This window comes from Brevundimonas lenta, assembly GCF_014196335.1.
In the GTDB taxonomy this organism is placed as follows: Bacteria; Pseudomonadota; Alphaproteobacteria; order Caulobacterales; family Caulobacteraceae; genus Brevundimonas; species Brevundimonas lenta.
Genome location: NZ_JACIDM010000002.1, coordinates 471,271 through 497,959, shown reverse-complemented (window position 1 = coordinate 497,959; position 26,689 = coordinate 471,271). Strand labels below are relative to the sequence as shown.

The 26,689-nt window shown below is 68.4% G+C and carries 25 protein-coding genes and 1 tRNA gene; 13 read left to right on the top strand and 13 right to left on the bottom strand.

The genetic code is table 11. The features are described 5' to 3' along the window. Nucleotides 1-52 precede the first annotated feature (52 nt). Nucleotides 53-862 carry a UbiA family prenyltransferase gene (locus tag GGR12_RS09970; protein ID WP_183204256.1) on the bottom strand — a complete coding sequence of 270 codons (810 nt, stop codon included), beginning with the start codon at nucleotides 860-862 and terminating at the stop codon, nucleotides 53-55. A 172-nt stretch (nucleotides 863-1,034) separates the two neighbouring features. Here GGR12_RS09970 and GGR12_RS09965 point away from each other — a divergent pair, with 172 nt between their 5' ends. Together GGR12_RS09965 and GGR12_RS09960 are read left to right on the top strand one after the other, a co-directional pair. Beyond that, nucleotides 1,035-2,114 carry a 3-oxoacyl-[acyl-carrier-protein] synthase III C-terminal domain-containing protein gene (locus tag GGR12_RS09965; RefSeq protein ID WP_183204255.1) on the top strand — a complete coding sequence of 360 codons (1,080 nt, stop codon included), beginning with the start codon at nucleotides 1,035-1,037 and terminating at the stop codon, nucleotides 2,112-2,114. Between the two features lie 54 nt (nucleotides 2,115-2,168). Then, nucleotides 2,169-4,169, top strand: coding sequence for a pre-peptidase C-terminal domain-containing protein (locus tag GGR12_RS09960; protein ID WP_183204253.1), 2,001 nt, complete (start codon nucleotides 2,169-2,171; stop codon nucleotides 4,167-4,169). A gap of 133 nt (nucleotides 4,170-4,302) precedes the next feature. Here the strand turns inward: GGR12_RS09960 and GGR12_RS09955 are convergent, their stop codons facing one another. The 3 genes from GGR12_RS09955 to GGR12_RS09945 are packed head-to-tail and all read right to left on the bottom strand — an operon-like array spanning nucleotide 4,303 to nucleotide 6,529. Continuing rightward, the gene (locus GGR12_RS09955; protein ID WP_183204252.1) at nucleotides 4,303-4,896 is read right to left on the bottom strand and encodes a glutathione binding-like protein; all 594 of its coding nucleotides are present in this window, start codon (nucleotides 4,894-4,896) and stop codon (nucleotides 4,303-4,305) included. 25 nt (nucleotides 4,897-4,921) lie between these two features. Continuing rightward, nucleotides 4,922-5,677 carry an SDR family oxidoreductase gene (locus GGR12_RS09950; RefSeq protein WP_183204251.1) on the bottom strand — a complete coding sequence of 252 codons (756 nt, stop codon included), beginning with the start codon at nucleotides 5,675-5,677 and terminating at the stop codon, nucleotides 4,922-4,924. Nucleotides 5,678-5,704: 27 nt separating this feature from the next. Next, nucleotides 5,705-6,529 carry an alpha/beta fold hydrolase gene (locus tag GGR12_RS09945; protein ID WP_183204250.1) on the bottom strand — a complete coding sequence of 275 codons (825 nt, stop codon included), beginning with the start codon at nucleotides 6,527-6,529 and terminating at the stop codon, nucleotides 5,705-5,707. 133 nt (nucleotides 6,530-6,662) lie between these two features. On the opposite strand from GGR12_RS09945, the gene GGR12_RS09940 reads away from it, so the two are divergent. After that, entirely contained in the window at nucleotides 6,663-8,222 is a 1,560-nt protein-coding gene (locus tag GGR12_RS09940; protein WP_183204249.1) for a winged helix-turn-helix domain-containing tetratricopeptide repeat protein, read from the top strand. Between the two features lie 34 nt (nucleotides 8,223-8,256). On the opposite strand, the gene GGR12_RS09935 is transcribed toward GGR12_RS09940, so the two are convergent. The 3 genes from GGR12_RS09935 to GGR12_RS09925 form a co-directional block, all read right to left on the bottom strand. Beyond that, a tRNA-Val gene (locus GGR12_RS09935) sits at nucleotides 8,257-8,331 on the bottom strand. A gap of 63 nt (nucleotides 8,332-8,394) precedes the next feature. Continuing rightward, on the bottom strand, nucleotides 8,395-9,684 hold the full coding sequence (locus GGR12_RS09930; RefSeq protein WP_183204248.1) for a dicarboxylate/amino acid:cation symporter: 1,290 nt from the start codon (nucleotides 9,682-9,684) through the stop codon (nucleotides 8,395-8,397). Nucleotides 9,685-9,764: 80 nt separating this feature from the next. Continuing rightward, nucleotides 9,765-10,454 (bottom strand): HAD-IA family hydrolase, encoded by a 690-nt coding sequence (locus tag GGR12_RS09925; RefSeq protein ID WP_183204247.1) that lies wholly within the window; start codon nucleotides 10,452-10,454, stop codon nucleotides 9,765-9,767. A gap of 65 nt (nucleotides 10,455-10,519) precedes the next feature. Between GGR12_RS09925 and glmU the strand changes: the two genes are divergently transcribed. Beyond that, entirely contained in the window at nucleotides 10,520-11,872 is a 1,353-nt protein-coding gene (gene glmU / locus GGR12_RS09920; protein WP_183204246.1) for a bifunctional UDP-N-acetylglucosamine diphosphorylase/glucosamine-1-phosphate N-acetyltransferase GlmU, read from the top strand. Nucleotides 11,873-11,875: 3 nt separating this feature from the next. Here glmU and GGR12_RS09915 read toward each other — a convergent pair whose 3' ends face one another. Continuing rightward, entirely contained in the window at nucleotides 11,876-12,568 is a 693-nt protein-coding gene (locus GGR12_RS09915; protein ID WP_183204245.1) for an SseB family protein, read from the bottom strand. Nucleotides 12,569-12,693: 125 nt separating this feature from the next. Between GGR12_RS09915 and rpiA the strand changes: the two genes are divergently transcribed. The 6 genes from rpiA to GGR12_RS09885 all read left to right on the top strand — a co-directional run bounded on the left by rpiA (nucleotide 12,694) and on the right by GGR12_RS09885 (nucleotide 18,711). After that, the gene (gene rpiA / locus GGR12_RS09910) at nucleotides 12,694-13,380 is read left to right on the top strand and encodes a ribose-5-phosphate isomerase RpiA (protein ID WP_183204244.1); all 687 of its coding nucleotides are present in this window, start codon (nucleotides 12,694-12,696) and stop codon (nucleotides 13,378-13,380) included. Between the two features lie 99 nt (nucleotides 13,381-13,479). Then, the gene (locus GGR12_RS09905) at nucleotides 13,480-14,223 is read left to right on the top strand and encodes a bestrophin-like domain (protein ID WP_183204243.1); all 744 of its coding nucleotides are present in this window, start codon (nucleotides 13,480-13,482) and stop codon (nucleotides 14,221-14,223) included. Nucleotides 14,224-14,293: 70 nt separating this feature from the next. Further along, the gene (gene gor / locus GGR12_RS09900; RefSeq protein ID WP_183204242.1) at nucleotides 14,294-15,679 is read left to right on the top strand and encodes a glutathione-disulfide reductase; all 1,386 of its coding nucleotides are present in this window, start codon (nucleotides 14,294-14,296) and stop codon (nucleotides 15,677-15,679) included. A gap of 59 nt (nucleotides 15,680-15,738) precedes the next feature. After that, nucleotides 15,739-17,115: a class II 3-deoxy-7-phosphoheptulonate synthase gene (locus GGR12_RS09895; RefSeq protein WP_183204241.1), complete on the top strand. Its 1,377-nt coding sequence runs from the start codon at nucleotides 15,739-15,741 to the stop codon at nucleotides 17,113-17,115. A gap of 4 nt (nucleotides 17,116-17,119) precedes the next feature. After that, nucleotides 17,120-17,701 (top strand): prephenate dehydratase domain-containing protein, encoded by a 582-nt coding sequence (locus GGR12_RS09890; protein ID WP_183204240.1) that lies wholly within the window; start codon nucleotides 17,120-17,122, stop codon nucleotides 17,699-17,701. 287 nt (nucleotides 17,702-17,988) lie between these two features. Continuing rightward, complete coding sequence (locus GGR12_RS09885) at nucleotides 17,989-18,711, top strand: chorismate mutase (protein ID WP_246328838.1); 723 nt, start codon at nucleotides 17,989-17,991, stop codon at nucleotides 18,709-18,711. Between the two features lie 4 nt (nucleotides 18,712-18,715). Here GGR12_RS09885 and panC read toward each other — a convergent pair whose 3' ends face one another. After that, the gene (gene panC, locus GGR12_RS09880) at nucleotides 18,716-19,591 is read right to left on the bottom strand and encodes a pantoate--beta-alanine ligase (RefSeq protein WP_183204239.1); all 876 of its coding nucleotides are present in this window, start codon (nucleotides 19,589-19,591) and stop codon (nucleotides 18,716-18,718) included. Between the two features lie 103 nt (nucleotides 19,592-19,694). Here panC and GGR12_RS09875 point away from each other — a divergent pair, with 103 nt between their 5' ends. The 3 genes from GGR12_RS09875 (at nucleotide 19,695) to GGR12_RS09865 (ending at nucleotide 21,672) form a co-directional block, all read left to right on the top strand. Next, on the top strand, nucleotides 19,695-20,294 hold the full coding sequence (locus tag GGR12_RS09875; RefSeq protein WP_183204238.1) for an SPOR domain-containing protein: 600 nt from the start codon (nucleotides 19,695-19,697) through the stop codon (nucleotides 20,292-20,294). 114 nt (nucleotides 20,295-20,408) lie between these two features. Beyond that, on the top strand, nucleotides 20,409-21,248 hold the full coding sequence (locus GGR12_RS09870; protein ID WP_183204237.1) for a division plane positioning ATPase MipZ: 840 nt from the start codon (nucleotides 20,409-20,411) through the stop codon (nucleotides 21,246-21,248). Nucleotides 21,249-21,252: 4 nt separating this feature from the next. Then, nucleotides 21,253-21,672, top strand: coding sequence for a J domain-containing protein (locus GGR12_RS09865; protein WP_183204236.1), 420 nt, complete (start codon nucleotides 21,253-21,255; stop codon nucleotides 21,670-21,672). Here GGR12_RS09865 and topA read toward each other — a convergent pair. The 4 genes from topA to GGR12_RS09845 form a co-directional block, all read right to left on the bottom strand. Further along, nucleotides 21,669-24,287 carry a type I DNA topoisomerase gene (gene topA, locus GGR12_RS09860; RefSeq protein WP_183204235.1) on the bottom strand — a complete coding sequence of 873 codons (2,619 nt, stop codon included), beginning with the start codon at nucleotides 24,285-24,287 and terminating at the stop codon, nucleotides 21,669-21,671. The genes GGR12_RS09865 and topA overlap by 4 nt on opposite strands. Before the next feature lie 79 nt (nucleotides 24,288-24,366). After that, nucleotides 24,367-25,440, bottom strand: coding sequence for a DNA-processing protein DprA (gene dprA / locus GGR12_RS09855; RefSeq protein WP_183204234.1), 1,074 nt, complete (start codon nucleotides 25,438-25,440; stop codon nucleotides 24,367-24,369). Next, complete coding sequence (gene plsY, locus GGR12_RS09850; RefSeq protein WP_183204233.1) at nucleotides 25,437-26,075, bottom strand: glycerol-3-phosphate 1-O-acyltransferase PlsY; 639 nt, start codon at nucleotides 26,073-26,075, stop codon at nucleotides 25,437-25,439. Before plsY ends, dprA begins: the two co-directional genes overlap by 4 nt. A gap of 41 nt (nucleotides 26,076-26,116) precedes the next feature. After that, nucleotides 26,117-26,683, bottom strand: coding sequence for a hypothetical protein (locus GGR12_RS09845; RefSeq protein WP_183204232.1), 567 nt, complete (start codon nucleotides 26,681-26,683; stop codon nucleotides 26,117-26,119). Nucleotides 26,684-26,689: the final 6 nt, after the last annotated feature.

Below are 26,689 nucleotides of genomic sequence, written 5' to 3'. Positions count from 1 at the left end.
TGCGCCTTGAACAAGGCGGAAGGGTGACCGCGGGTCACATTCCTTTGGCGGTTCAGGCCACAAGGCCCTTCAGCAGCGCCGCCCAGCACACCGCCAGACCCACGGCGGAAAAAGCACAGGCGAACCAGGCCCGCCTCAGCGCCGCGCGTTGGCCGCTGCTGTACTGCACCGTCATGATCGCTGCGCCCGCACCGCCGGCAGCCAGCGCCGCGAGTCCCGCGGAGGGCTGGCCTGTCTGGAATGCGAGCGTGCCGACCGCCACGCCCGAAATCGCGATCAGCGCCGTCGCCGCAGCCTGGGCCCGGCGCGCGCCCAGCCGGTGGGCGAGTCCCGCCGCCTTCACCGCCGCGTCTCCCTCAATGTCCGGGATCGTGTTGGCCAGGTTCAGCCCCACCCCCATCGCCGCGCCGACCGGATAGCTGAGCCAGATCCACGGCGAGGTCGATCCGGCGGCCAGAAAGGCCCAGACTGCGACCGACGGAATGGCGACCGCATAGGGCGCCCAGCTCCACAGCGTGCCCTTCAGGACCAGATTGTAGGCCGCGCCGGCCAGCAGCATGGCCAGGCCGATGGCGAAGGCGCCGGTCGCCCAGGCTCCCGCCAGTCCGGTTGCGGCGGTCAGGACAGAGGCCGTCAGAGCCTCGCCGGGAGTCACCGTTCCGCGCACCAGGGGCTTGTCGGGGTTGGTCTGCCGGTCGGTGTCGCGTCCGACCCAGTCGTTCATCGTCCCGATGGAGGCGTGGATCAGGGTGATCGATCCGGCCACCGCCAGGCTCTCTGGCGACAGACCGTTGGCCGCAACGGCGTGGACGGCGCCGCCCGCCAGTCCGTTCAGCGCGGCCGGAAAAGGGTGGGTCGTCACCAGCAGTCCGCGCCAGCGGGAGCGCTGAAGCAGCCCGGGATTCGAAGCCTCTGCGTCCGGCTGAGTCACGTTTGCGCCCACCCCTGATCTGGGCGACAGTGTGCCTCGACGTTGAAGGATGCAATCGCGCTTTCGAACCCGGTTGCGGCAGGGCGTCAGGGGACGTGGTTTCGTGCCGCAGATCGTCGCCGTCGCCACCGCCGTTCCCGGGTATCGGCTCACCCAGCCCGAGGTGCGGGCCCTGGCCGAGGCTCATTTCGGACCCGGGCACCGTCGCTATCTCTCGGTTTTCGACAACGCCCTCGTCGATGAGCGCCATTTCGCCGTGCCGCCCGACTGGTTCGCCCGCGGCGCCGGTCCGGGCGAGGCCAACGACGTCTATCTGGAGGCGGCCAAGTCCCTGGCTGCCGAGGTCGCACGCGACTGCCTGGCCAAGGCCGGGGTCGAGCCCTCAATGATTGACGGCGTCATCTATGTCTCCTCCAGCGGCATCGCCGCGCCCAGCATCGACACCTACGTCGCCGAAACCCTGGGCCTGCCGCGCACCGTCACCCGCGTGCCGCTGTTCGGCCTCGGCTGCGCCGGCGGCGCGGCGGGCCTGGCCCTGGCCGCCCGCCTGACCGAGGGGCGGCCGGCCTCACGCTGGCTGCTGATCGCGCTGGAGCTGAACTCGATCACCTTCCAGCGCACCGACGTCTCGCTGCAGAACCTGGTCTCCACCGCCATCTTCGCCGACGGCGCCGCGGCGGTGCTGGTCGCCGGTGATGAAGCCGGTCTCGATGGACCTCTGGCATTGCTGCGCTCAACGACGTTGCGCAGTCCGGGAACGGCGGGGGTCATGGGATGGGACTTCGACGACGGCGGCTTCCGCGTCCGCGTTTCGGGAACCGTCCCCGATGTGGTCCGTGATCTGGTGCCGGAGGTGATGGAGGCGTTCGCCGACCTCGCCGGTCCGGACGACCTCGCCTCCCTGCTGCTCCATCCCGGCGGGGCCAAGATCCTGGCCCGGGTCGAGGAGCTGATTCCCGATGCTCGCCCACGCCTGGCCGCCAGCTACGCCACGCTCGCCGGGTTCGGGAACATGTCCAGCGCCACCGTACTGTTCGTCCTCGATCAGGCCATTCGCGACGCGCATCCATCGCCCGGCGCTCTCAGCCTTCTCGCCGCCTTTGGTCCTGGCTTCACCGCCGAGGCCAGCCTGCTTCGGTGGCGTGACCGAAGGGTCCCCGAAGGTCGGCCTTCCGAAACCTGACCCCCGGCTGACAATTCGCCGGAATGCGGGCAAGCTCCAGGGATGGGGGATCGCATGCTCAGAACCTTGCTCACCGCCACGACCGCGCTGACGCTGCTTGGCGGTTCGGCCGCCGCCCAGGTCTCCACCCGCCCGGCCGATACGCCGCCCGTTCGCGGCGGTCCGCGCGCTGCCGCGGCCTCGGCGGGCGAGCTCCGCGTCGGACAAACCGCCCGGGGTGACCTGTCGCGCGGCGACGCCACCCTGAGCACCGGCGAATACGCCGACCACTGGACCCTGGCGGTCCGTCGCGGCCAGACCTATGAGGTGTCGTTGAGCGCCTCCGGCTTCGATCCCTATCTGATCGTGCGCGGCCCGGGCGGCCTCAGCGAAGACAATGACGACGACCCGTCCGCGCGCGGATCGCGCGACAGCCGCATCCGCTTCACCGCGCCGGCCGACGGCGAGGCGACTATTTCGGCCACCAGTTACGCAGCGCGTGAAACCGGCGCCTATGTCCTGACGATGGGGGGAGGGGGCACGCCGCCGGTCCGGGACACGGTTTCGGCTTCGACGGGCAGCGTTCAGCTCGGCCAGACCTTGAACGGCGCCCTCGCCAGCGGCGATGCCCGCCTCGCGAGCGGCGAGTTCATGGACAGCTGGGCCCTGCGTGGCCGGCGCGGCCAGCAACTGGAAGTGCGCCTGACGTCCGGCGCGTTCGATCCGTACGTCGCCATCACCGGCCCCGACGGCTTCTCCGCGTTCAATGACGACGACCCGTCCGCAGACGGCTCCCGTGACAGCCGTATGCTGGTCACCCTGCCGGTCGACGGGGAATACGAGATCACGGCGACCAGCTACGAACCTGGAGAAAGCGGCGCCTATCGTCTGGCTGTGCTGGAAGGCGCGGGCGCATCGAAACCGCCCGCCAATCCGGTCCGCCCGTCCGAACAGGCGTCTCCCGGCGGCGCCATCGCCATCGGCCAGTCCGTCAGCGGTGCGCTGTCGGCTGGCGACGACACCCTCGACAGCGGCGAGTACGCCGACACCTACAGCTTCGCCGGGCGGCGCGGACAGCGGGTGGCGGTTCAACTGACCTCGTCAGCCTTCGACGCCTACACCATCCTGCTGACGCCCTCCGGCGAACAGTTCGACAACGACGACGGCGAGAACGGCACCGATAGCCGCCAGCAGCTGACCCTGCCCGAGGATGGCCAGTACGAGGTGAGGGTCACTTCCTACCGTCCGGGCGAGACCGGTTCGTATCGTTTCAGCGTCGATGTCGGCGCCGAGCCGGTCCGCCAGGCCTCCGTACCCGGCGGCGCCCGCGTCTTCGCCGTCATGGTCGGCGTCTCGGACTATGAGACCCAGAACGACCTGCCGTTCACCGATGAGGACGCCCGCAAGCTGGCGGAGACGCTTCAGCGCGAGGGATCGCTCAATGACGCCAGCCTTGTCCTGACCAATGCCGAAGCCACCGTCTCCGGCGTCCGCCGCGCCTTCGAGCGTGTCGCGGCCGAGGCGGGGCCTGACGACATGTTCCTGTTCTTCTTCTCCGGCCACGGCAATCAGGAGGCGGTGGCCGTCAGCGGCCTGGAGCCTGACGGCAAGCGGGAGTCGATCGTGCTCGCCGATGGCGAAATCACCGATGCCGAGATGGGCCGCCTGTTCGGCTCGCTGCGGACCCGCCTGTCATTGTTGGTGATCGATTCCTGCTTCTCGGGCGGCTTCGCCCGCAACGTCGTCGACCGCCCGGGCGTCATGGGCCTGTTCAGCTCGGAAGAGGATTTGACCAGCGCCGTCGCCGACAAATTCCAGGCCGGCGGCTACCTGTCCCACTTCCTGCGCGAGGGCATGGCCGGGCAGGCCGACGCCGACGGTGATCGGCTGGTCACCGCCGGTGAGCTGTCGACCTATCTCCGTCGCCAGTTCCGCATCGAGGTCGAGGACGTGCAGTCCGAGACCCAGGACGGCCAGCGCAACTACCAGAACCTCGTCATCGATCGTGGCGGCGTGCAGGTGGACGACGTCATCGTGCGCCTGCCGGCCGTGCAGAACGCAGCGGCCGGCAGTTGATCTGATCCGTCAGCATGATGTGGAGCCGGACAGGTGGGGCGCTCGCCTGCCAATTCGTCGGCTGCAGGGAGAAACCGGAAAAATCCCTGCATTCGCCATCCCTGTCTCGTCCGGTTGACACGGCTCCCGAGGATCAGGCCGCCTGGGCCAGGCCTTCGATCGCCAGGGCGGCCTGCACCGAAGGCAGGGCCTCCATCCGGCGGTAGAAGCGTTCCATGGTCTCCGGCACGACGATGTCGAACCGCCCGGTCCAGCGCAGCATCACGAACAGATAGCAGTCGGCAGAGCTGATCCGGTCGCCGAACAGGAAGTCGCCCTGCATCTGGCCGGCGGCGAACCGGAGCAGGTCGGAAACCCTCTCCCGCGCCTTCTGCTTCTCCAGCTCGCCCCCGCCATGCCAGAGCGGCTTGTAGGCGTGGTGGATCTCCGTCGAGACGAAGGCCAGCATCTCGATCAGGCGCGTGCGCCCCAGCGGGCCGCCCGGCCGCAGCGGCGGATACTGCTCTGCGATCCAGTCCAGCACCGCGATGTTCTCGGTGATGATCTCGCCGTCGTCGAGCACGAGCGCCGGCACGTAGCCCTTCGGATTGATCTCGCGGAAATCTCCGCCCGAGGCCGTCCGCTTGGTGTGGATGTCGACGCGCACGGACTCGAAGGTCATGCCGGCCTCGAACAGGGCGATCTGGTCAGCCAGGCTGCAGGCCCCGGGTGCGTAGTAGAGTTTCATGTCGGTCCTCCTTCCTGGTCCGATCTCAGTCGGCGGCGATCGACTGGCGCAGCCAGTCGCCGAAGGTCAGCGAACCGATCCGCGCCTCCGGTCCCGTGACCAGGGAGCGGTCGTTCAGTTCGGCGCCGAAGTAGCGGGCGTGCGCATCCGCCACGATCGCACGGGTGTCCTCGTGCGCCGCCAGCAGTTCGCGGCCGAGTTCGTCCAGCGGAATGGCCTCGGGACCGCCCACCTCGACGGTGTGGTTCAGCGGCGCGCCGAGCGTGATTTCCGCAAGGGCCTCGACCACCTCGTCCGACACGATCGGCTGCATGAGCGCCGGCGACAGCCGGTACACCTCGCCATCCAGTGCGCTGCTGACGATCCGGCCGATGAACTCGTAGAACTGGGTCGACTGCAGTATCGACCAGGGGATAGGCGAGGCCTTGATCAGGTTCTCCTGCGCGGCCTTGGCCCGCATGTAACCGCTGTCAGCCATCCGCTGGGTGCCGACGATGGACAGCGCCACGTGATGCTTCACGCCCGCTGCGGCCTCGGCCGCCAGCAGATTGCGGCCGGAAGTCAGGAAGAACTCCATCGCAGCCGTGTCGTCCAGCGACGGTGAGTTCGCCACATCGACGACGACGTCGGCGCCTTCAACCACCTCCGCCAGGCCTTCGCCGGTGATGGTGTTCACCCCGGTGTTCGGCGAGGCCGCGACGACCTCGCTCCCGCTCGCGCGCAGCAGACTGACGAGCTTCGATCCGATGAGGCCGCTGCCTCCGATGACGACGATTTTCATGGTCCCTCTCCTTGATCGTGGTTTGGCTCAGGCCTTGAAGAAGTCGAGCAGGTCGGCGTTGAGCGTTTCGGCGTGCGTGGTGCACATGCCGTGCGGCAGGCCGGAGTACGTCTTCAGCGTCCCGTGCTTCACCAGCGCCGCGGTGTTCCGCGCATTCACGACCGGCACGATCTGGTCGTCCTCGCCGTGCAGGATGATGACCGGCACGTCGATCGACTTCAGGTCGTCGGTGAAGTCGGTTTCCGAGAACGCCTTGATGCATTCGTACTGGGCGTTGGCCGCGCCCATCATCGCCTGGCGCCACCAGTTCTGGCGGATCGCCTCGTTCAGGGGCGCGCCTTCCCGGTTCCAGCCATAGAAGGGGATGGGGAATGTCCAGTAGAAGTCCGCCCGGTTGGCGGCGAACCCGGCGCGCAGGCCGTCGAACACGTCCAGCGGCGTGCCGTCCGGGTAGGACGACGTCTTCACCAGCGTCGGCGGCACCGCCCCGATCAGCACCAGTTTCGAGGCGCGGCCCTTGCCGTGCCGGGCGACATAGCGGGTCGCTTCCCCGCCGCCGGTCGAGTGGCCGACGTGAATGGCGTCTTTCAGATCCAGCGCCTGGACCAGCGCCGCGACATCCGCGGCATACGTGTCCATGTCGTGGCCGGTCGCCGTGTGGGTCGAACGCCCGTGGCCGCGGCGATCGTGGGCGATCACCCGATAGCCCTGCTTCAGGAAGAAGAGTAACTGCGTATCCCAGTCGTCGCCGGTCAGCGGCCAGCCGTGATGGAAGACGATGGGCGGGGCGTCCTTCGGACCCCAGTCCTTGTAGAAGATTTCCGTGCCGTCGCTGGTCTGGATCGTGGTCATCGCGCCGCTCCGCTTTCGGTATGAGTTCGATGCAGAGTGTTTGACGGAGGCGCGGACGCAGGTCCTTGCGTCGGCGTCCAAAGGGTCTTGAAGATACGTCCAAAGATCGGGCCGGCAGGTCCAGGGAGCGTCGATGCTGCTACGGTTCGGAGATTGCGTGCTCGACCCCGACAGCCGGGAGCTCAGACGCGCCTCCGAAGGTGTGTCGGTGGGCCCGCAGGTCTTCGACCTGCTTCTGCATCTGGTCGAGAACCGCACCCGCGTCGTCAGCAAGGACGAACTGCTCGAAGTGGTCTGGCGCGGGCGGATCGTCAGCGAGTCCACGATCACCAGTCACATCAACGCCGCGCGCACGGCCATCGGCGACAATGGCCAGGAACAGCGCCTGATCCGCACCGTGGCTCGTAAGGGCTTCCGCTTCGTGGGCGAGGTCGCCGAGGTCGCGTCGCAGGCCGCCACACCTGACGCCGCGCGGAGCGACAGGTCGGTCCCGTTGCCCGACAAGCCCTCGATCGCGGTCCTGCCGTTCGTCAATCTGAGTGGTGACCCCGAGCAGGACTATTTCGCCGACGGCATGGTCGAGGACATCATTACGGCGCTGTCGCATATCCGCTGGCTGTTCGTGATCGCGCGCAATTCCAGCTTCACCTACAAGGGACGGGCCAGCGAGGTGACGCAGATCGGCCGCGATCTCGGCGTCCGCTACGTCCTCGAAGGCAGCGTTCGCAAGGCGGCGAACCGCGTCCGCATCACCGGCCAGCTCATCGACGCCACGACCGGCGGCCACCTGTGGGCCGAACGCTACGAAGGCGCCCTCGACGACGTCTTCGAGCTTCAGGACCGCATCACCGAAAGCGTCGTCGGCGCCATCGCCCACGAGCTGGAGCGCGCCGAGATCGAGCGCGCCAAGCGCAAGCCGACCGAAAGCCTCGACGCCTACGACCATTTCCTGCGCGGCATGGCGAACTTCCATGCCGGCACCCAGCCGTCCGTCGACCAGGCGCTCGGCTCCTTCCGCAAGGCGATCGCGCTCGATCCGGAGTACGCATCGGCCTATGGCATGGCGGCCTGGTGCCTGTTCTGGCGGCGCTTGAACGGATGGACTGCTGACCCGGCGCTGGACACGACCGAGGGCGCGCGCCTGGCCCGTGCCGCCGTCGACCTCGGCAAGAACGACGCCGTGGCCCTGACCCGCGGCGGCCACGCGCTCGCGCATTTCACCCGCGACCTCGATGTCGGCATCGACTTTCTCGACAAGGCCCTGGTCCTCAATCCGAACCTTGCGGCCGCCTGGTTCCTCGGGGGCTATCTGCGCATCTGGCGGGGGCAGCCCGAGGACGCCATCACCCGGTTCGAGCACGCCATGCGGCTCAGCCCCCTCGATACCGAGATGTTCCGGATGCAGGCCGGCGTCGGCATGGCGCATTTTATGGCCGGTCGTCTCGACCAGGCGCGGGTCTGGGCTGAGAAGGCCTGGCGCGACGTGCCGATTTTCGGCCTGTCCGTCGCCGTCATCGCCGCCAGCCACGCCCTCGACGGCCGGCAGGACGACGCCCGGCGCGCCATGGAGGAGTTTCGCAAGCTCGACCCCGCACTGCGGCTGGGGAGTCTGGAAGACTGGCTTCCGTTCGAGCGCGCCGAAGACATCGCGCGTTTTGCCGACGGACTGCGCAAGGCCGGCCTGCCCGAGTAGGCGGCTTCAGCCGTTCTGATTGTCAGGAGGAAGATGGTGGATGCGACAGGGATTGAACCTGTGACCCCCTCGGTGTGAACGAGGTGCTCTCCCGCTGAGCTACGCATCCATCTTCGGGCCCCGCTGCCGGGGAGGGCGCGGACATAGCCCGACCTCTCCGGACGCGCAAGCGTCAGATGCCGGAAGCCTGCATCGCCTCGGCGGTTTCCGCCTCCGGGTCGCCCGGAAGCCAGGCCACGTGGCCGTTGTAGATGTCCTCGTTGAGGATTCCCTCTTCCTTCGCCACCAGCACCGGGACCAGCATCTGGCCGGTCACATTGGTCGCGGTCCGCATCATGTCGATGATCCGGTCGATGGCGACAATGTAGCCGATTCCCTCCAGCGGCAGGCCCGCGGTGGACAGCGTCAGGGTCAGCATGACGATTGAGGTGCCGGGCACGCCGGCGGTCCCCAGCGACCCCAGCACGGCGGTCAGGCCGATCAGGATGTACTGCGTCAGCGTCAGGTCGATCTGGAAATACTGGGCGATGAAGATCGAGGCGATGGCCGGATAGATCGCCCCGCACCCGTCCATCTTCACACTGGCGCCCAGCGGCACGGCGAACGACGCATAGGCCTGGGGCACGCCCAGCCGTTCCACGGTCTGGCGCAGGGTGACGGGCAGGGTGCCCAGCGACGATGATGTCGCAAACGCCGTCTGCTGCGCCGCGAAGGCCCCGCGGAAGAAGCTTCGCACCTTCAGCCCGTGCAGCTTCAGCAGGCCGGAATAGACCACCAGAATGTGGAACAGGCAGGCGGCGTAGATTGCGAAAATGAACTTGCCGAGCGGCAGCAGCGCCTCCCAGCCGTAACCGCCGACGACCGCGCCGATCAGGCCGAACACGCCGAAAGGCGTCAGCTGGATCACCCAGCGGGTGATGCGGAAGGTGATCGCAGCGCCTTCGTCGATCAGTCGGCGCGCCGTCTGCGCCCGATCCCCCAGCGCCACCAGCGCCGCGCCGACCAGGGCGGAGAAGAAGATGATCTGCAGCACCTTGCCTTCGCTCAGCGCGGCGAAGGGATTGGTCGGGACGATGCCGATCAGCACCTCCAGCGGCGTCGGGATCACCCGCTCGCGCACTTCGCCCAGCGGCAGGTTCGCCAGCCCCAGGCCCGGATTGACGATATGTCCGAAGGCGAAGCCGACCAGCACCGCCAGCAGCGAGGTGATGGCGAACCAGACGATGGTCCGTACGCCCAGCCGCACGGCGCCCACGCCTTCACCCAGTTTCGCGATCGAGCTGGCGATGGTGAACAGCACCAGTGGCGCGACCACCATGCGGATCAGGTTCAGATAGACGTCGCCGATCGGCTGTAGCCAGGTCTCCGCGTGCTCCCGCAGGATCAGGCCGGCGAGGATGCCCAGTGCAAAGCCGGCGGCGGTCCGCTGCCAGAGCGGAATGGCGAAGAAGCGACGGATCATCGGGCGGGGGCTCCGGCAGAACGGCCTCCCAATGTGTTCGCAGGTGCAGCAATCCGCAACGGGTCAGCGAAACTGGTCGGCTAGCGGCGCGCGATAAGGCTGTTCACCGCTGCGTCCAGCTCGTCGAACCGGTCGATCAGCACGTCACCGCCCAATTCGGCGGCCGGGATCGGGGTGTAGCCGAAGCTCACCACCACCGACGGCACGCCGGCGGCTTTAGCGGCCTGGGTGTCCGGCGCGCCATCGCCGACCATGATGGCGCGGGCCGGATCGCCGCCCGACTTCTCCACCGCCTCCCGGACGTGCGCACCGTCCGGCTTGCGGGCCGACACCCTGTCCGGGCCGAAGATGCCGGCGAAATGGCGGGTCATGCCCAGCGCCTCGATCAGGGCGTCGGACATGTCGGAACGCTTGTTGGTCGCCACGCACAGGATTGCTCCGCGCGCCGCCAGCCGGTCCAGGCTCTCGATCACGCCCGGATAGGGAAGGCTATGGTCGGCGATGTGGGCTGTATAGTCGGTGATGAACTCCTCCAGCATCGGCTGGTTGTTCGCCTCGTCCCAGGCCGCGCCGGCTTCCATGAAGCCGTGACGCAGCAGGGCCAGCGCCCCGTGGCCGACCAGATGGCTGGCCGCTTCCACCGGCATCGACGGCAGGCCGCGCGCCGTCAGCATGCGGTTTAGCGTGCCGATCAGATCCGGAGCCGTCTCCACCAGGGTGCCGTCCAGGTCGAAGGCGATGGTCCAGCCTTCCAGATCGCGTTCAGCCAACCGTCTCTCCCGTCGCTGGCCCCGATGGGCTAGACCTCAGGGGTGACTATCGTTCGGACCGATTCATGACCAGCACCCGGGAAGCCCGCGCCGCCATCATCCTCGCCGCAGGGCAGGGGACGCGGATGAAATCGCCCTTGCCCAAGGTGCTGCACCCGGTCGGCGGCCGCGCCATGCTGGACCACGCCATCGACGCCGCCGAAGCCCTGGGCTGCGAGCGCATCATCGTCGTCGTCGGCGGCCATTCGCCCGAGGTCCGCGACCACGTCGTCAAACGCCTCGGCGAGGACGCCATCGCCGTCCAGGACCCGCCGTTGGGCACCGGTCACGCCGTCCGCGCCGCCGAGGCCGTGCTGGGCGATTTTGTCGGCCAGGTCGTCATCACCTATGGCGACGTGCCCCTGCTGCGCGCCGCCGACATCGAACCGGTCTTCGCCGAGAGCGAGGGCGTCACCGTCATCGGCTTCGAAGCCCGCGATCCGGCCGCCTATGGTCGTCTGGTCATCGAGGGCGGCGAACTCCTCGCCATCACCGAGGCCAAGGAGGCTTCGCCCGAGGTTCTGGCGCTCACCGCCTGCAACTCGGGCGTCATGGCCGCCCCCGTCGGCCTGCTGTTCGAACTGCTCGGTGAGGTCACGAACGCCAACGCCAAGGGCGAATACTATCTGACCGACGTGGTCGAACTGGCGCGCAAGCGGGGCGAACCGACCCGGGCCGTTTTCGCTGACGAGGACGCCGTCATGGGCGTCAACGCCCAGGCCGAACTCGCCCAGGCCGAGGCCCTGTTCCAGAAGGTCCAGCGCGAGACCTTCATGGCCGCCGGCGTCACCATGCCTGCGCCTGACACCGTCCACTTCTCCTGGGACACCGAGGTCGGCGGCGGCTCGACAATCGAACCCTATGTGGTCTTCGGTCCCGGCGCGAAGATCGCCGCGGGCGCCCGCATCCGCAGCTTCAGCCATGTCGAGGGCGCGTCCGTCGCCGGCGGCGCCGAGGTCGGTCCCTACGCCCGTCTGCGCCCCGGCGCGAAGCTGGCCGAGGGTGTGAAGATCGGAAACTTCGTCGAGGTGAAGAACGTCTCGATGGGCAAGGGCGCCAAGGCCAACCACCTGGCGTACCTCGGCGACGGCGACGTCGGCGCGAAGGCCAACATCGGCGCCGGGACCATCTTCTGTAACTACGACGGCTTCTTCAAACACCGCACCACGGTGGGCGAGGGTGCCTTCGTCGGCTCCAATACCTCGCTGGTCGCCCCGGTCAGCATCGGCGCCGGCGCCATGGTCGGCTCAGGCTCGGTCGTCACGATCGACGTGCCCACCGGTGATCTCGCCCTCGCCCGCGCGCCGCAGGTTCATAAGGCCGGCTGGGCGAAGCGCTTCATGGACATGATGCGCGCGAAGAAGGCGGCGAAAGTCTGATCCTCAGACCAGCTTGACGCCCACCGCGTCCGCGCCGGCGCCCTGGGCGAACACCAGGTCCAGCGGCTCGCCGCCGAAATCCAGACCGTCGACGGCGGCCGCCACGCGGCTGCGCACGTCGTCCAGTCCGCGATCGCCGCGCACTTCAAGCCGCCAGCCCTTTTCGCCGGCGCGGGTCGTCGAGCGCGCCAGCCAGGCGGCGGTGATTCCATCGGCGGTCAGGACCGTCTTCAGCCGGGCGATCAGCACGTCGGGGGTGCGCTCCGGAACGCTCAGCGTGACGTCTTCACGCTCCGGCGCCGGCTGCGCCGCGCCGGCGGCGCCGAGGATGATCGCGATATCTTCGGGCGACAGGACCAGCCCCTGCTCCTGGCCGGGGTTCAGCACGACCCAGCCGTTGCGGAACGCTTCCAGAAGGTGCTGCCCGCGCATGCCCATGCTCGCCGGGGCGCCGAACACCACGGTCGCGCCTTCGCGGCGGATGAAGGCGGCCGTGGCCTGTTTGCCGTTCTTCAGGACGATGCCCTGCAGGTCCAGCGGCCGATCGCGGCCCAGCTCGACGCCGGCTGCGGGAACGCCATCGGTTGGCACGACATAGAGCTCGGCCGACAGCAGGGCGACTTCCAGCCCGGACGCGCGCGTCGGATCCTTCAGGGCGCTTGCGATCGCCAGTTCCAGCGGGTGCTCATTCGCCATCGGGCGCTCCTTCAAACAGGCCCGGCCGCTCCCGCCGGGGGCTGGCCGAATACCACGATTGCGGAACTGTCCAAGCCTCAATCCAGCCGTTCCGCATCCCGTCGGAACGCTGTATGGACGCCCGCATGAGCGCAGACACCCAGAAACGCCTCGCCGGCGAGGCCGCCGCCCTCCGCGTCGAATCCGGCATGATCGTCGGTCTCGGCACAGGCTCCACCGCCGCCTGGTTCGTGAAGGCGCTGGCCGCCCGCGGCCTGTCCGGCCTGCGCTGTGTGCCCACGTCCGAAGCGACGGCCGAGCTGGCCCGTGAGCTGGGCCTGCCGCTTTCGACCCTCGAAGACACGCCTCGTATCGACCTGACCGTCGACGGCGCCGACGAAGTCGGTCCCGGCCTCGCCCTGATCAAGGGCGGCGGCGCGGCCCTGCTGCGCGAGAAGCTGGTGTGGGAGGCCTCGTCCCGCTGCATCGTCATCGCTGACAAGGCCAAGGTCGTACCGGTGCTGGGCAAGTTCGCCCTGCCGATCGAGGTCGTCGCCTTCGGCCACAAGACCACGGCCAACCGCATCGCCGACGTCCTGTCCGACCACGAGATCGCCATGCCGGCCCGCGTCCGAACCGCCGAGCGCGGCCTGGTGCGCACAGATGGCGGCAACCTGATCTACGATGCCTCCTGCCAGGCCATCCACAACCCGATCCGCCTCGCCGACGATCTCAAGCTGATCACCGGCGTCGTCGAACACGGCCTGTTCCTCGATCTCGCTGACGAAGCGATCATCGGCACGGATGACGGCGTGGAGCTGCTGACGCCCTGAGACCGCGCAGGTCGGTTTAGCTCTCCACAATGCAACCCAGAGGTCCGATCCGGGCTTAGCAGTTGGTGATCCATCGGTCGTGATGGAGGGAGTCGCGCCATGGCCGCCGTCGTCATCGCCTGCCTGACCTTCATTTGCCTGTTGGCGGCAGGGCTCGGCAGCCTGTTCGCCCATGTGCGCCTGTCGCCGCGCAACTTGCAGGACGAAACCAACACCACGATCCGATTGGTCGCCAACCTGTTCGTTGTCATGGCCTCCTTGTTGCTCGGTCTGATGGCGAACTCGGCCAAGACCACCTTCGAGGCCAGTAACGCCAACATCCACGCCTTCGCCACAGAGATCATCTTGCTGGACCGCACGGTTCGCGGGCTTGGTCCAGCGGGTGACGAGACCCGCGCCCACCTGCGCGCCTACCTTCGTCAGGCGGTTCATGACCGCCCCGTCGCGGTCGAGAACCACGCCGCTGGAGAGACCCTGCAGAAGGCCGGCGACAGTCTGCGCGCCATCCGGACGACCAATCTCCAACAGACTGCGCTGTGGAATGACGCACGCTTGATGTTCCGTCAGGTCGAGCGTGATCGCTGGGTGCTGATCGGGCGCGGGGAGGGGAGGGTGCCGCATCCCGTCATCGGCATGCTGATCGTTTGGCTGATGATGATCTTCGCCAGCTTCGGCTATCGCGCGCCCCGGACGCCCGTGGTGCTGGCCTCCTTCATCGGCTCGGCGGCCCTCCTGTCGGCGTCGCTCTATGTGATTGTCGACATGAACGAGCCCTACTGGGGCGCGATCCAGACCGACCCTGCGCCGCTCCACCGGGCGCTTGCCGAGGTGTCCCGCGAGTAGAGCCCGCTTGGAATCAGGCGTGGACCGTCTACATGGCGGGAGGCAACCGCTCCGCTGAATCGGCAGGCTCATGACCCAGACCTACGACTACGACCTCTTCGTCATCGGCGCCGGCTCCGGCGGCGTCCGCGCGGCCCGCCTGACCGCCCTGGGCGGCAAGCGCGTCGCCATCGCCGAGGAGCACCGCGTCGGCGGCACCTGCGTCATCCGTGGCTGCGTGCCCAAGAAATTCATGGTCATGGCCTCGGACTTCGCCCACCAGTTCGAGACCGCCGAGGGCTACGGCTGGACCGTCGAGGCCAGTTTCGACTGGCCGAAATTCATTCACTCCAAGGACGTCGAGATCGCCCGCCTGTCCGGCATCTACGCGGCGAACCTGGGCAAGGCCGGAGTCGACCTGGTGCACGGTCGCGCCGTCCTCAAGGACGCGCACACCGTCGAGATCGTCGGCAAGGGTCAGACCATCACCGCCGAACGCATCCTGGTCGCCACCGGCGGCCGGCCCTGGGTCCCCGAGAACCTGCCGGGCATCGACCTCGCCATCACCTCGGAAGAGGCCTTCCACCTGCCCGAGCTGCCGAAGCGCATCATGATCGCCGGCGGCGGCTACATCGCGGTCGAGTTCGCCGGCATCTTCGCCGGCCTCGGCGTCGAGACCACACTGATCTATCGCGGCCCGAACATCCTGCGCGGCTTCGACGACGACGTCCGCGCCCACCTGGCCGGAGAGATCGAAAAGCGCGGCATCAAGGTCATCCTCGGCTGCCAGCATCAGGCGATCGAACAGACCGAGACCGGCCTGCTCAACCGCCTCGGCAACGGCATGGCGATCGAGACCGACGTCGTCATGTTCGCCACCGGCCGGGTTCCGCACGTGAAGGGGCTGGGTCTCGAGCTTGCCGGGGTCGACCTGACCCCCGAAGGCGCGATCAAGGTGGACGCCTTCTCCAAAACCTCCGCCGACAACATCTGGGCCATCGGCGACGTCACCGACCGGATGAACCTTACGCCCGTCGCGATCCGCGAGGCCGTGGCCTTCCACGAGACGGTCTACCGGAATAATCCGGTCCACTTCGACTACGAGGCCGTCGCCACCGGCGTGTTCAGTCAGCCCCCGGTCGGCGTCGTCGGCCTGTCGGAGAGCGAGGCGCGCCACACCTGCCCGGGCGAGGTCGATGTCTACGTCACCCGTTTCCGGCCGATGAAATACGCCTTCACCGGCCAGGAAGAGCGCGTCCTGATGAAGCTGGTCGTCGACGCCACGTCGCAGAAGGTCGTCGGGGTCCACATCGTCGGTCCCGAAGCCCCGGAGATGATCCAGCTGGCCGCCATCGCGGTGAAGGCGGGCCTGACCAAGGCCCAGTGGGACGCCACCTGCGCCGTCCACCCGACCATGGCCGAGGAACTGGTCACGCTGAAAGACAAGCAGCATCCAGGCAACGTTTCGGCGGGATAGCGTCACAAGAGAAAAGGTGTCGCGTTGTCCCGCGACGCCCCTCAGCCTATCTTGGCCTCATGAGTACCCCCCGCTGGACCCCAGATAGCTGGAGATCGAAACCCGTCGTGCAGATGCCGACGGATTATCCGGACATGGCCGCACTGCACCGTGTCGAGGACGAACTGCGCGCCATGCCGCCGCTCGTCTTCGCCGGCGAAGCCCGCCATCTCACCGCCAAGCTCGCCCAGGTCGAGGCCGGCGAGGCCTTCCTGCTGCAGGGCGGCGACTGCGCCGAGAGCTTCAAGGAGTTCTCGACCGACAACATCCGCGACACCTTCCGCCTGATCCTGCAGATGGCGGTGGTCCTGACCTTCGCCGGCCGCAAGCCGGTGGTGAAGGTCGGCCGCATCGCCGGCCAGTTCGCCAAGCCGCGCTCGTCTTCGATCGAGCAGATCGACGGCGTCGAGCTGCCCAGCTACCGCGGCGACATCATCAACGGCATGGCCTTCACGCCGGAAGAGCGCGTACCGGATCCGCAGCGCCTGATCCGCGCCTACAACCAGTCGGCCTCGACCCTGAACCTGCTGCGCGCCTTCGCCGGCGGCGGTTACGCCGACCTGTACAACATCCACCGCTGGACGATGGGCTTCGCGGCCGACACGGCCTACGGCGCCAAATACCGCGAGCTGGCCGACAAGATCACCGAGGCCCTGGCCTTCATGGAGGCGGTCGGCGTCACGCCCGACACGCATCCGGACCTCAGCCGAGTCGAGGTCTTCACCAGTCATGAGGCCCTGCTGCTCAACCTCGAAAGCGCCCTGACGCGTCTCGACGGCGCCAGCGGCGAATGGTTCGACACCTCGGCCCACATGGTCTGGATCGGCGAGCGCACGCGTCAGCTGGACGGCGCCCACGTCGAGTTCGTGCGCGGCATCAAGAATCCGGTCGGCCTGAAGTGCGGTCCGACCATGGAGCCGGACGACCTGCTGCCGCTCATCGACGTCCTCAACCCGGACAACACCCCGGGCCGTCTGACGCTCATCGGCCGCTTCGGCGCCGACAAGGTCGGCGACCGCCTGCCGCGCCTGATGAAGGCGGTGAAGGAGAACGGCAAGCGGGTGGTCTGGTCGATCGACCCGATGCACGGCAACACGCTCAAGGCCGGCAACGGCTACAAGACGCGTCCGTTCGAGCGCATCCTGGGCGAGGTCCGCAGCTTCATCGACGTGGCCGAGGCCGAGGGCGTTCACCCCGGCGGCGTCCACCTCGAGATGACCGGCCAGAACGTCACCGAATGTCTGGGCGGCGCCCAGGCGCTGACCGAGGACGACCTGTCCAGCCGCTACCACACCCACTGCGACCCGCGCCTGAACGCGGATCAGGCGCTGGAACTGGCCTTCCTGGTCGCCGAGCGGCTGAAGGCCGGTCGTCGCGTCCGTTCGGAGGCGGCCTAGGATCATGACGGACGCCGCCCCCATCGTCAGCGAGGAGGCGGCGGGCCGCTGCGGTTACCAGGGCGCCCCCGGGGCCTTCAGCTATGAGGCCTGTCTCGACCTGCGTCCGTGGGACGAACCTGTGGCCTTCGATACCTTCGCCGAGGCGATCGGAGCGCTGAAGGCAGGGGAGGTGGGCTGCGTCCTCATTCCCGTCGAGAATTCGACCATCGGCCGTGTCGAGCCGGCCGCCACGCTCGTCGAGCAGTCCGGCCTCGTCCAGGTGTCGGACGCCTGGCGACCCATCCGCCTGGCCCTGATGGCGCCCCGCGGAGCCCGCCTGGCTGACATCCGCACCGCCGAAAGCCACCCCGCCGCCCTCGGGCAGTGCGTGAACTTCCTTGCGGGTATCGGAGTGAAGGCGGTGGAGGCGTTCGACACCGCCGGCGCCGCCCGGGACGTCGCCGAAGCGGGGGATATGACCCGCGCCGCCGTCGCCCCTCTACGGGCGGCCGAAGTCTACGAACTGTCGATTCTGCGTCACGACATCCAGGATAACAGCGATAATCGCACGCGTTTTGTCCTGCTCAGTAGCGCTGACGCTTGACGACGCACGAACGTTGCGGCTTCTGAAGGTCATGGTCCGTTCGCAAGCCATCGCTGCGACTTTCACCGCCCGCGCTTGCGCGGCCGCGGACCTGTATTTCTACGGCTTTCGATACGCCGGCTGAGGCGTCGGGCATTCGTTCCTGACGGCCTCGCCGGCGACCGCCCTGCTACGGGGCGGCGGCTCGCAAAAGTCCTCACAGCCGTACTGAAATCGAAAGCCTGTCACCCGTGCCCCATTCGAAATCCGCTCTCCACCAGGTCTGGCCGTCGCCGTCGAGCGACCCGTTGACCGATATCTCGCCCGAACACATGGCTCTGGCCGCCCTGCGCCATGAGATCGACCTGCTGGACGACGAACTCCTCGCCCTGTTCGAGCGCCGCCTGGCCATCGCCGCCCGCGTCGGCAAGGCCAAGGACGCTCCGTCCGGCCCGCACGTGAAGCTGCGTCCCGACCGCGAGCAGACCGTCCTCGACCGCGTCATCGCACGGGCCGCGCCGGACAACTCCGAGGCCGTGGAATCCCTCTGGCGTCAGATCGTCGGCTGGGGTCTGGCCCGCCAGGGGCGGATGAAGGTCCAGGTCTGGTCTCCGGTCGAGCCCACCCGCGCCTTCGACGGCGCCCGCCTGCGTTTCGGCGCCGCCGCCGACATGCGCGCCGTCTACGACCCCCAGGCCGCGCTCAAATGGGCCGCGGAAGGCCACGGCGTCGCCGTGCTGGCGGTCAACTCCGGCGATCCCTGGTGGATCGGCCTGCGCCGGGAATGGTCCTCGCTCAGCGTCTTCGACGGGTTCGGCGGTGACATCCCCACCGCCCTGGCCGTCGGCAAGATCGATCCCGCCGCCCTGCCGAACGGTCCGCGCGTCATGATCGACGCCGGCGGCGACGCGGGCGACGGCTCCGGCATCCGCCGTCGCGGCCTGGCCACCCACCACGGCTGGACTCTCTCGCTCACCGACGCCCGTCTCGGCGTCGGCGGCGATGAAGGTTGCGTCGGGGCGATCGGCTAGGGGCCTAGGCCGGGACCGCCATGTTGTCGATCAGCCGCGTCTTGCCGATCCGGGCGGCGGCGAGAATGCGGGCAGGGCGGTCCACCGGGCCTTCAAACGCGGACAGGTCGGAGGCGTCGCGCACGGCGACGTAGTCGATGCTGTCGAAGCCTGCGCCCAGCAAAGCGGCTTCTGCTTCCCGTTCGATGACTGCCGCTGATACGCCGGTGCCGGCCTTCGCTGCGCCTTCGGCCAGCACGCCGTTCAACTGGCGCGCCACCTCCAGCTCGGCCTCGCTGAGGTACGCATTCCGTGACGACAGGGCCAGGCCGTAGCCGTCGCGCTCGGTCGGATTGCCGACGATCTCCACCGGGATGTCCAGGTCGCGGACCATCCGGCGCACGACCATCAACTGTTGAAAGTCCTTCTCGCCGAACACGGCCACATCAGGCTGCACCTGGTTGAACAGCTTTGACACGACCAGGGCCACCCCGCCGAACATCTGCGGCCGGAAGGCGCCCTCCAGATCCTCCGCCGGCCCGCCGACGCTGATCGTGGTGGTCGCGCCCGCCGGGTACATCTCATCGACGGACGGGGCGAACAGCAGGTGGCAGCCGGCGCCGGCCAGTAGTTCGGCGTCGCGGGCTTCCTGCCGCGGATAGGAGCCCAGATCCTCGTGCGCGGCGAACTGGGTCGGATTGACGAAGACGCTGGCGATCACGCGATCCGCGCGCTGCGCAGCTTCGCGCACCAGGCCCAGATGTCCCTCGTGCAGGGCCCCCATCGTGGGCACGAAACCAATAGTGAACCCTTCACGCTTCCACGCACTTACAAGTGAACGAAGGTCGGTGACAGTGCGCGTTATATTGAGTGCGGAGGCATCTGAGATGTCGACGGTCATAGTGAACCGATTAACCTTCCGTCTTAAGCCTGCTTGTGAACCAGGTTTCAAACCCCGGCGTGCCAATCTCCGGCTTATGACGCCGAGCCTCCCGATCCGTCCAGTGCTGGCTATCCTTCTCGCAGCGGGCCTCAGCGCCTGCGGCATGATCGACAGCGACCCGCACCGCTTCGAGAATCTCGCCGATCGCGTGGCCTCCGTGCCGCTGGATGGCTCCGAACCGTCGGAAGCCGCCGAGAAGCCCGCACAGAAGCCCGTTCGCACCGCCGAGGAGCGGGGCATGCGTCCCGCCCTGAAGGTCGAGGTGCTGGATCCGCATACGCTCTGGGATGTCCGCGACGGCGTCGTCCGCACCGCCGCGCCCGCTGTGGCCCAGGCCGTCGTCCGTGAAGCCTCCGCCCGCGTCCAGGAAGCGGCCCCGGCCGAACTCCGCCCCGCGCTTCCGCCGCCCGCCGCCCGCAGCGGCGCCGGCCTGGTTCAGCTGGGCGCCTATTCCAGCGAGAGCGCCGCCCGCGACGCCTGGAACCGCCTGAAGTCCGGCCCCGCCGCCTGGGCCCTCGACGGTCTGTCCCCGGTCTATGAGCCGGTCGAGATCGACGGTCGCCGTCTTGTTCGCCTCAAGGTCCGCGCCCCCGGCGCCGGTGCGGGGGCGCTCTGCGCCGCCGCCGGCGTCGACGATCCGTGGTGCCGTCGCACCGCGTAACGGCTCAGCATCCACAGGCGACTTTAGCCATCCGTTGACGGGCGGCCCGCTGAACGCGACTCTACGTCGTCTGATCGCGCGTCGAGTCGGCGATCGCTAAGGGGCGTATGATCCATGGCTGAACCCACAGTCATCGTTGTCGGCAACGAAAAGGGCGGGGCGGGCAAGTCCACCCTGGCCATCCACATCGCCACCGGCCTGCTGCACGCCGGCAAGCGCGTCGCCATCATCGATCTGGACCTGCGCCAGCGCTCGCTGGCCAAATTCTTCGCCAACCGCGCCGCCTGGACGGCCGGCAACGGCTGTTTCCTGCCCATGCCCTTCGAAGCCGACCTCGGCGACGGCAAGGCGCTGGCCAAGGCCGACGAGGCCGAACAGACGCAACGGTTCGAGGCCGCCTTCGCCGCCTCGAAGGAGCAGGCCGACGTCATCCTGATCGACACTCCCGGCGGCGACACCCTGCTGTCGCGCACGGCACACGGCCTCGCCGACCAGATCGTCACCCCGATGAACGACAGTTTCGTCGACTTCGACCTGCTCGGCACGGTCGATCCGGTCACCCTCGAACTGCTCAAGCCGTCCATCTATTCGGAAAGCGTCTGGGAGGCCCGCAAGCACCGCGCCATCACCCAGGGCCGCACCGCCACCATCGACTGGATCGTGGTCACCAACCGCCTCGCCGTCGCCGAAGCGCGCAATCGCCGCCGTCTGGAAGAGCGGATGGAGAAGCTGGCCCGCCGGGTCGGCTTCCGCATGGGCCCCGGTCTGCGCGACCGGGTTATCTATCGCGAGCTCTTCCCGTTCGGTCTGACCGTCGCCGACCTGTCAAATGAGGTGCGCCCGGTCGCCGTCTCGCTGGCCCACGTCGCAGCCCGCCAGGAGCTGCGCAACCTGATGCAGGCCCTCGGCCTCGACGGCGGCGCCATCAACTCTCCGCTCGACGCGGCCGCGTGACGCCTTGAGCCTGATCTGGCTGGCCCTCGCGGCGATCGCCGTCTGGGCCCTGATCCGGCTCGGACGTCAGGGCGAGGGGGCAGGGCGCGGCCAATGGCGCGTCACCGCCACGTTATTCAGCGCTGTCCTGATCGGCGGAGGCGTGCTCGCCGTCGCCCGCGGTTCGTGGATTCTCGCCGCCGGCCTGATCGGCGCCGGCCTCTGGCTCACCGTCAGCTCTCGCCAGCGCACTGTTCCGCCGCGCGCCCAGGCGATGACGGACACGGAGGCGCGCTCGCTCCTCGGCGTCTCCGCCGACGCCACGCCCGCGCAGATCAACGCCGCCTGGAAGCGCCTCATGGCCCGTGCCCACCCGGATCAGGGCGGCACCCAGGGGCTGGCCGCGCGCCTCAACGCCGCGCGCGACCACCTGCTGAAGCGCTAGTCCGCCTTCGCGGCCTTCTTCGGAGCGGCCTTCTTCGCCGCCGGCTTCTTGGCGGCGGGTTTCTTGGCGGCCGCCTTCTTGGCCGGAGCCTTCTTTGCCTTGGCCGCCGGAGCCTTCGCCGCCCGCTCGGCCAGCAGCGGGATCGCCGCTTCCAGCGTCATGTCCTCGGGCGCGGTGCCCTTGGGCAGGGTGGCGTTGACCTTGCCCCACTTCACATAGGGACCGAAGCGGCCGGCCATGACCTGCACGGGCGCCTTGTCCTCGGGGTGCTCGCCCAGTTCCTTCAGCGGCGCGGTCGCCGCGCCACGACCCGGACGGCCCGCCCGTTTCTCGGCCAGCAGCGCCACGGCGCGGTTCAGCCCGACCTCGAAAACTTCATCGATGTCAGATACATTCGCGTAAGTCCCCGCGTGTTGCACGAAGGGGCCATAGCGGCCCAGGCCCGCCGTGATCGGCTTGCCGTCCTCCGGGTGCATCCCGACCTCGCGCGGCAGGGCCAGCAGACGCAGGGCCTGCTCCAGCTGCAGCGACGCCGGCGACCAGCCCTTGGGCAGGGACGAGCGCTTCGGCTTCTCCTCGCCCGGAGGCATGGTTTCGACGTACGGCCCGAAGCGGCCGATCTTCAGCGACACCGGCTGGCCGGTCACCGGATCGACGCCCAGTTCGCGGTCGCCGCCGTCCGCGCCGCCTTCGGCCGCGTCCGGAGACGCCACCGGGCGGGTGTATTTGCACTCGGGATAGCGCGAGCAGCCGATGAAGGCCCCGAACCGGCTGGTCTTCAGGCTCAGCTGGCCCTGATGGCACAGCGGGCATTCGCGCGGATCGCTGCCGTCTTCCTTCTGCGGGAAGATGTGCGGCCCCAGCGACTCGTTCAGCGCGTCCAGGATCGCCGTCGTGCGCAGTTCGCCCGCCGCGCTCGTCGCCGCATGGAAGTCGGTCCAGAAGTCGCGCAGCAGCACCTTCCAGTTCAGTTCGCCGGCCGAAACCTCGTCCAGCCGGTTCTCCAGCGCCGCGGTGAAGTCGTATTCGACCCATTTGCGGAAGAACTGCTCGAGGAAGGCCGTCACCAGACGTCCCTTGTCCTCGGGATAGAAGCGGTTCTTGTCCATGCGGACGTATTCGCGGTCGCGCAGGGTCGTCAGGATCGAGGCGTAGGTCGACGGACGGCCGATCCCCAGCTCTTCCAGCTTCTTCACCAGGGTCGCTTCCGAATAGCGCGGGGGCGGCTCGGTGAAGTGCTGCTCGGTGCGGATCGCCTCGACCTTCGCGGTCGCGCCTTCCTTCAGCGCGGGCAGGCGGGTGGTGTCATCCTCGTCGTCGTCGCCGGTCTTCGGCTTGTCGTCGCGACCTTCTTCATAGACGGCCATGAAGCCGTCGAACGCCACCACCTGGCCGGTGGCGCGCAGACCGGTCTGGCCGGATGGCTCCTCGATCTCGACCGTGGTGCGGTCCAGACGTGCGGACTCCATCTGGCTGGCGATGGTGCGCTTCCAGATCAGTTCGTAGAGGCGCTGCAGGTCGCTTTCGAGACGCAGGGTCTCGGGCGCGCGGGCCATGTTGGTTGGCCGAATGGCTTCGTGCGCTTCCTGAGCGTTCTTGGCTTTCGTCTTGTAATAACGCGGATTTTCCGGAACGTATGCAGGGCCGAAGCGCTCGCCGATCACCTCGCGCGCCTGGGCGATGCCCTCGGGGCTGACCGACAGGCCGTCGGTCCGCATATAGGTGATCAGGCCGCCCTGGTCGTCGACGCCTTCGTACAGTTTCTGCGCCGCCTGCATGGTCCGCTGGGCGGTGAAGCCCAGCTTGCGCGACGCTTCCTGCTGCAGCGTCGAGGTCATGAACGGCGGGCTGGGCGCGCGCTTGACCGGCTTCTTCTCGACCGAGTTGATCTTGAAGACGCCGGCGTTGATCGCGTCACGCGCGGCCGTCGCCATGGCTTCGGAGATGATGTCGAGGCGCTGCACGCGCTTGCCGGCGTGCTTCACCAGACGGGCGGTGAACGGCGGGCTGTCGGCGGCCAGATCGGCCTCGACCGACCAGTATTCCTGCGCCTTGAACTTCTCGATCTCCATCTCGCGATCGACGACGATGCGCAGGGCGACCGATTGCACCCGACCGGCCGAGCGCGCGCCCGGCAGTTTGCGCCACAGCACGGGCGACAGGGTGAAGCCCACCAGATAGTCCAGCGCGCGGCGGGCCAGATAGGCTTCGACCAGTTCCATATCCAGGTCGCGCGGGGCGGCCATCGCCTCCAGCACGGCGGACTTGGTGATGGCGTTGAAGGTGACCCGCTGGACCTGCGTGTCCTTCAGCACCTTCTTCTTCGTCAGAATCTCCAGCACGTGCCAGCTGATCGCCTCACCCTCGCGATCCGGGTCGGTCGCCAGGATGACGCGGTCGGACCGCTTGGCGACTTCGGCGATCTCGCTCAGGCGCTTGGACGCCTTGGCGTCGATCTCCCAGCTCATGGCGAAATCGTCGTCGGGCAGGACCGATCCGTCCTTCGACGGCAGGTCGCGGACGTGGCCGTAGGAGGCCAGGACCGTATAGTCCGGTCCCAGGTACTTATTGATGGTCTTGGCCTTTGCGGGGCTCTCGACGACGACGAGGTTCATGCGGGGAGGGGGCCTTTCAGAGGGGCGGGAACGTGGTTGGCCCGAGCCCCGCTGTCAATCGGCCAGTCGGACAGGGTGGTCAGAGCGAGGCCATTCCGCCGGAAAGAAGCGTCGCGCGACCCGCCAGACTGAGCTCCAGCAGCGCCGCCGCAACCGCGCCGATGGGGGCGTTCGCCGCCCGGGCCAGTTCGTCGCGCGGTGTCGACGTGGGCGACAACAGGGCCGCCACGCGCTCCAACAGCACCGGATCCACCTCGTCCGGCGCTCCGGCGAACGGGTCGCCCGCCGGTTCGCGCACCGACCGCACCCGGCCGAACTCCCGCTCTATATCTTCCAGGCCTTCACACAGGATCGCGCCCTGGCGCAGCAGTTCGTTCGGCCCCTTGGAACGCGGGTCCAGTGGCGAACCGGGCACGGCGAAGACGTCGCGGCCCTGTTCGTTGGCGAGTCGCGCCGTTATGAGGGAGCCCGACCGCAACTCCGCCTCGACCACGATCACGCCTCGTGACAGGCCCGAGATGATCCGGTTGCGCCGTGGGAAGTCCTTCGCCTGCGCCCGCGCCCCGACCGGGCTCTCCGACACGATGCAGCCCTGCTCGACGATCTCCTGGTAGAGGCTCGCGTTGTCCGGTGGATAGACGTCGTCCACCCCGCCGCCCAGCACCGCCACCGTGCCCGTCGGCAATGCGCCTGCATGCGCCGCTCCATCGATGCCGCGGGCCAGGCCCGACACGACCACATGACTCGCCTGACCCAGCTGCTGCGCCAGACCGCGCGCGATCCGCTGCCCGCCCGCCGAAGCGATCCGGGCGCCGACGACCGCAATGCAGGGGCGGCTCATCAGCGACGCATCGCCCAGCGTCCACAACACAGGCGGGGGCGGATCCACGGCCGCCAGCATCTCCGGATAGTCTCCGTCGCCCAGCACGATCAGTCGCGCGCCGATCCGGTCGCCGGCGGCCAGTTCGTCCTCGATTCGGGCGACAGGCGGCGCCTGCCCAGAACCACCCCGGCGCATCAGATCGGGCAGGGCGTCCAGCGCCCGCTCCGCGGTCCCGAAGCGATCCAGCAGTTGGCGGAAGGTGACCGGCCCGATGCGATCGGTGCGCGCCAGCCGTAGCCGGGCGAAACGCTCGGCCGGCGTCAGGCTCACGCCTTCTTCGCCCCGATCCGGGGTTCGGTGCCCTTGAGCAGACGCCCGATGTTGTCGGCGTGCCGGATCCAGATCAGCACGGCGGTGAAGGCCGCCAGGATCGTGATCGGCATGGGCGTCGGCAGGGCCAGGGCCGCGATCGGCAGCAGGGCGTAGACCGGCGAGGCGGCCGAAGCGACCAGGGCCGACAGCGACGAAATCCGGAACAGGGCCGCGACCACCAGCCAGGTCGCGGCCGCCAGCAGACCCAGCGGCCACGCCGCGGCCAGCAGCAGACCGAAGAAGGTCGCCACGCCCTTGCCGCCCTTGAAGCCCAGCCACACCGGGAACAGGTGGCCGAGGAAGGCCGCGCCGCCCGCGATGGCGCCCGCGACGTCGCTGTTGAACAGGTAGCGCGCTATCAGCAGCGCCGCGGCGCCCTTGCCGGCGTCCAGCAGCAGGGTGGCCAGCGCCAGATCCTTGCGGCCGGTGCGCAGCACATTGGTCGCGCCGATATTGCCCGAGCCGATCTGGCGCACGTCGCCGGCGCCGGCGGCGCGGGTCAGGATCACGCCGAAGGGGATGGAGCCCAGCAGGTATCCGCCGGCCGCCACCAGCGCGAGCGTTCCCAGAGCGGGCCCGACCAGATCCTGCACATTCTTCCCCTACAGCCGGAGCGTGCATAGCACGCTGATGCTCATGTGAACCAGCACCGGTGCCAGTGTCCGGTGATTCGGGTACATGAAAGGAGATCGCCGCCCCATAGTTCCTGCAAATCGGGCCGGACCGTGTAGTCGGGGCCACCGGCCGGGCCCCATCCCCTCGCAGTGAGCACGGCGTCGGACGGATCGTGGATCACCGCACCCCAGTTATCGGCCACGCCGACCGGTTGGGGGAAGGCGATCCTGACAGGCGGCCCAGGCTCGATCCGGTATCCAGCGCCGTCCAGTTCGCCCTCGGCGGGGAGGGTGGCCGCCCTCGCTACGACCTGTTCGTAGATCGGTCTGTTCCGCTCGAAACTGATGCGAAACCACAGCCAGCCGCCCCACTGCGGAAGGGGCGAGAACACGAGCCCTACCGCCGCGACGATGAGGGCCAGCGCGGGCAGCCAACCTCGGTTCAGGAGCAGAACAATCAGGACGATGAGGCCTGCAAGGGCCCAGAGAAGTTGCAGAAGCGATCCGACAATGAAGAGTGCTTCAATCAGCCAGTCCGTGCCCAGGAGCAGAGCCGCCGCCCCCAACACCCACAGGGCGACAAACACCCAAAG

Coding starts and splice junctions, on each gene's coding strand:
- GGR12_RS09890 (WP_183204240.1), top strand. CDS start 17,120: ATGACGGACGCCGCCCCCATCGTCAGCGAGGAGGCGGCGGGCCGCTGC.
- topA (WP_183204235.1), bottom strand. CDS start 24,287: ATGAACCTCGTCGTCGTCGAGAGCCCCGCAAAGGCCAAGACCATCAAT.
- panC (WP_183204239.1), bottom strand. CDS start 19,591: ATGACCGTCGACATCTCAGATGCCTCCGCACTCAATATAACGCGCACT.
- GGR12_RS09955 (WP_183204252.1), bottom strand. CDS start 4,896: ATGAAACTCTACTACGCACCCGGGGCCTGCAGCCTGGCTGACCAGATC.
- GGR12_RS09945 (WP_183204250.1), bottom strand. CDS start 6,529: ATGACCACGATCCAGACCAGCGACGGCACGGAAATCTTCTACAAGGAC.
- GGR12_RS09870 (WP_183204237.1), top strand. CDS start 20,409: ATGGCTGAACCCACAGTCATCGTTGTCGGCAACGAAAAGGGCGGGGCG.
- GGR12_RS09960 (WP_183204253.1), top strand. CDS start 2,169: ATGCTCAGAACCTTGCTCACCGCCACGACCGCGCTGACGCTGCTTGGC.
- GGR12_RS09895 (WP_183204241.1), top strand. CDS start 15,739: ATGAGTACCCCCCGCTGGACCCCAGATAGCTGGAGATCGAAACCCGTC.
- GGR12_RS09950 (WP_183204251.1), bottom strand. CDS start 5,677: ATGAAAATCGTCGTCATCGGAGGCAGCGGCCTCATCGGATCGAAGCTC.
- GGR12_RS09915 (WP_183204245.1), bottom strand. CDS start 12,568: ATGGCGAATGAGCACCCGCTGGAACTGGCGATCGCAAGCGCCCTGAAG.
- GGR12_RS09905 (WP_183204243.1), top strand. CDS start 13,480: ATGGCCGCCGTCGTCATCGCCTGCCTGACCTTCATTTGCCTGTTGGCG.
- GGR12_RS09930 (WP_183204248.1), bottom strand. CDS start 9,684: ATGATCCGTCGCTTCTTCGCCATTCCGCTCTGGCAGCGGACCGCCGCC.
- glmU (WP_183204246.1), top strand. CDS start 10,520: ATGACCAGCACCCGGGAAGCCCGCGCCGCCATCATCCTCGCCGCAGGG.
- GGR12_RS09940 (WP_183204249.1), top strand. CDS start 6,663: ATGCTGCTACGGTTCGGAGATTGCGTGCTCGACCCCGACAGCCGGGAG.
- gor (WP_183204242.1), top strand. CDS start 14,294: ATGACCCAGACCTACGACTACGACCTCTTCGTCATCGGCGCCGGCTCC.
- rpiA (WP_183204244.1), top strand. CDS start 12,694: ATGAGCGCAGACACCCAGAAACGCCTCGCCGGCGAGGCCGCCGCCCTC.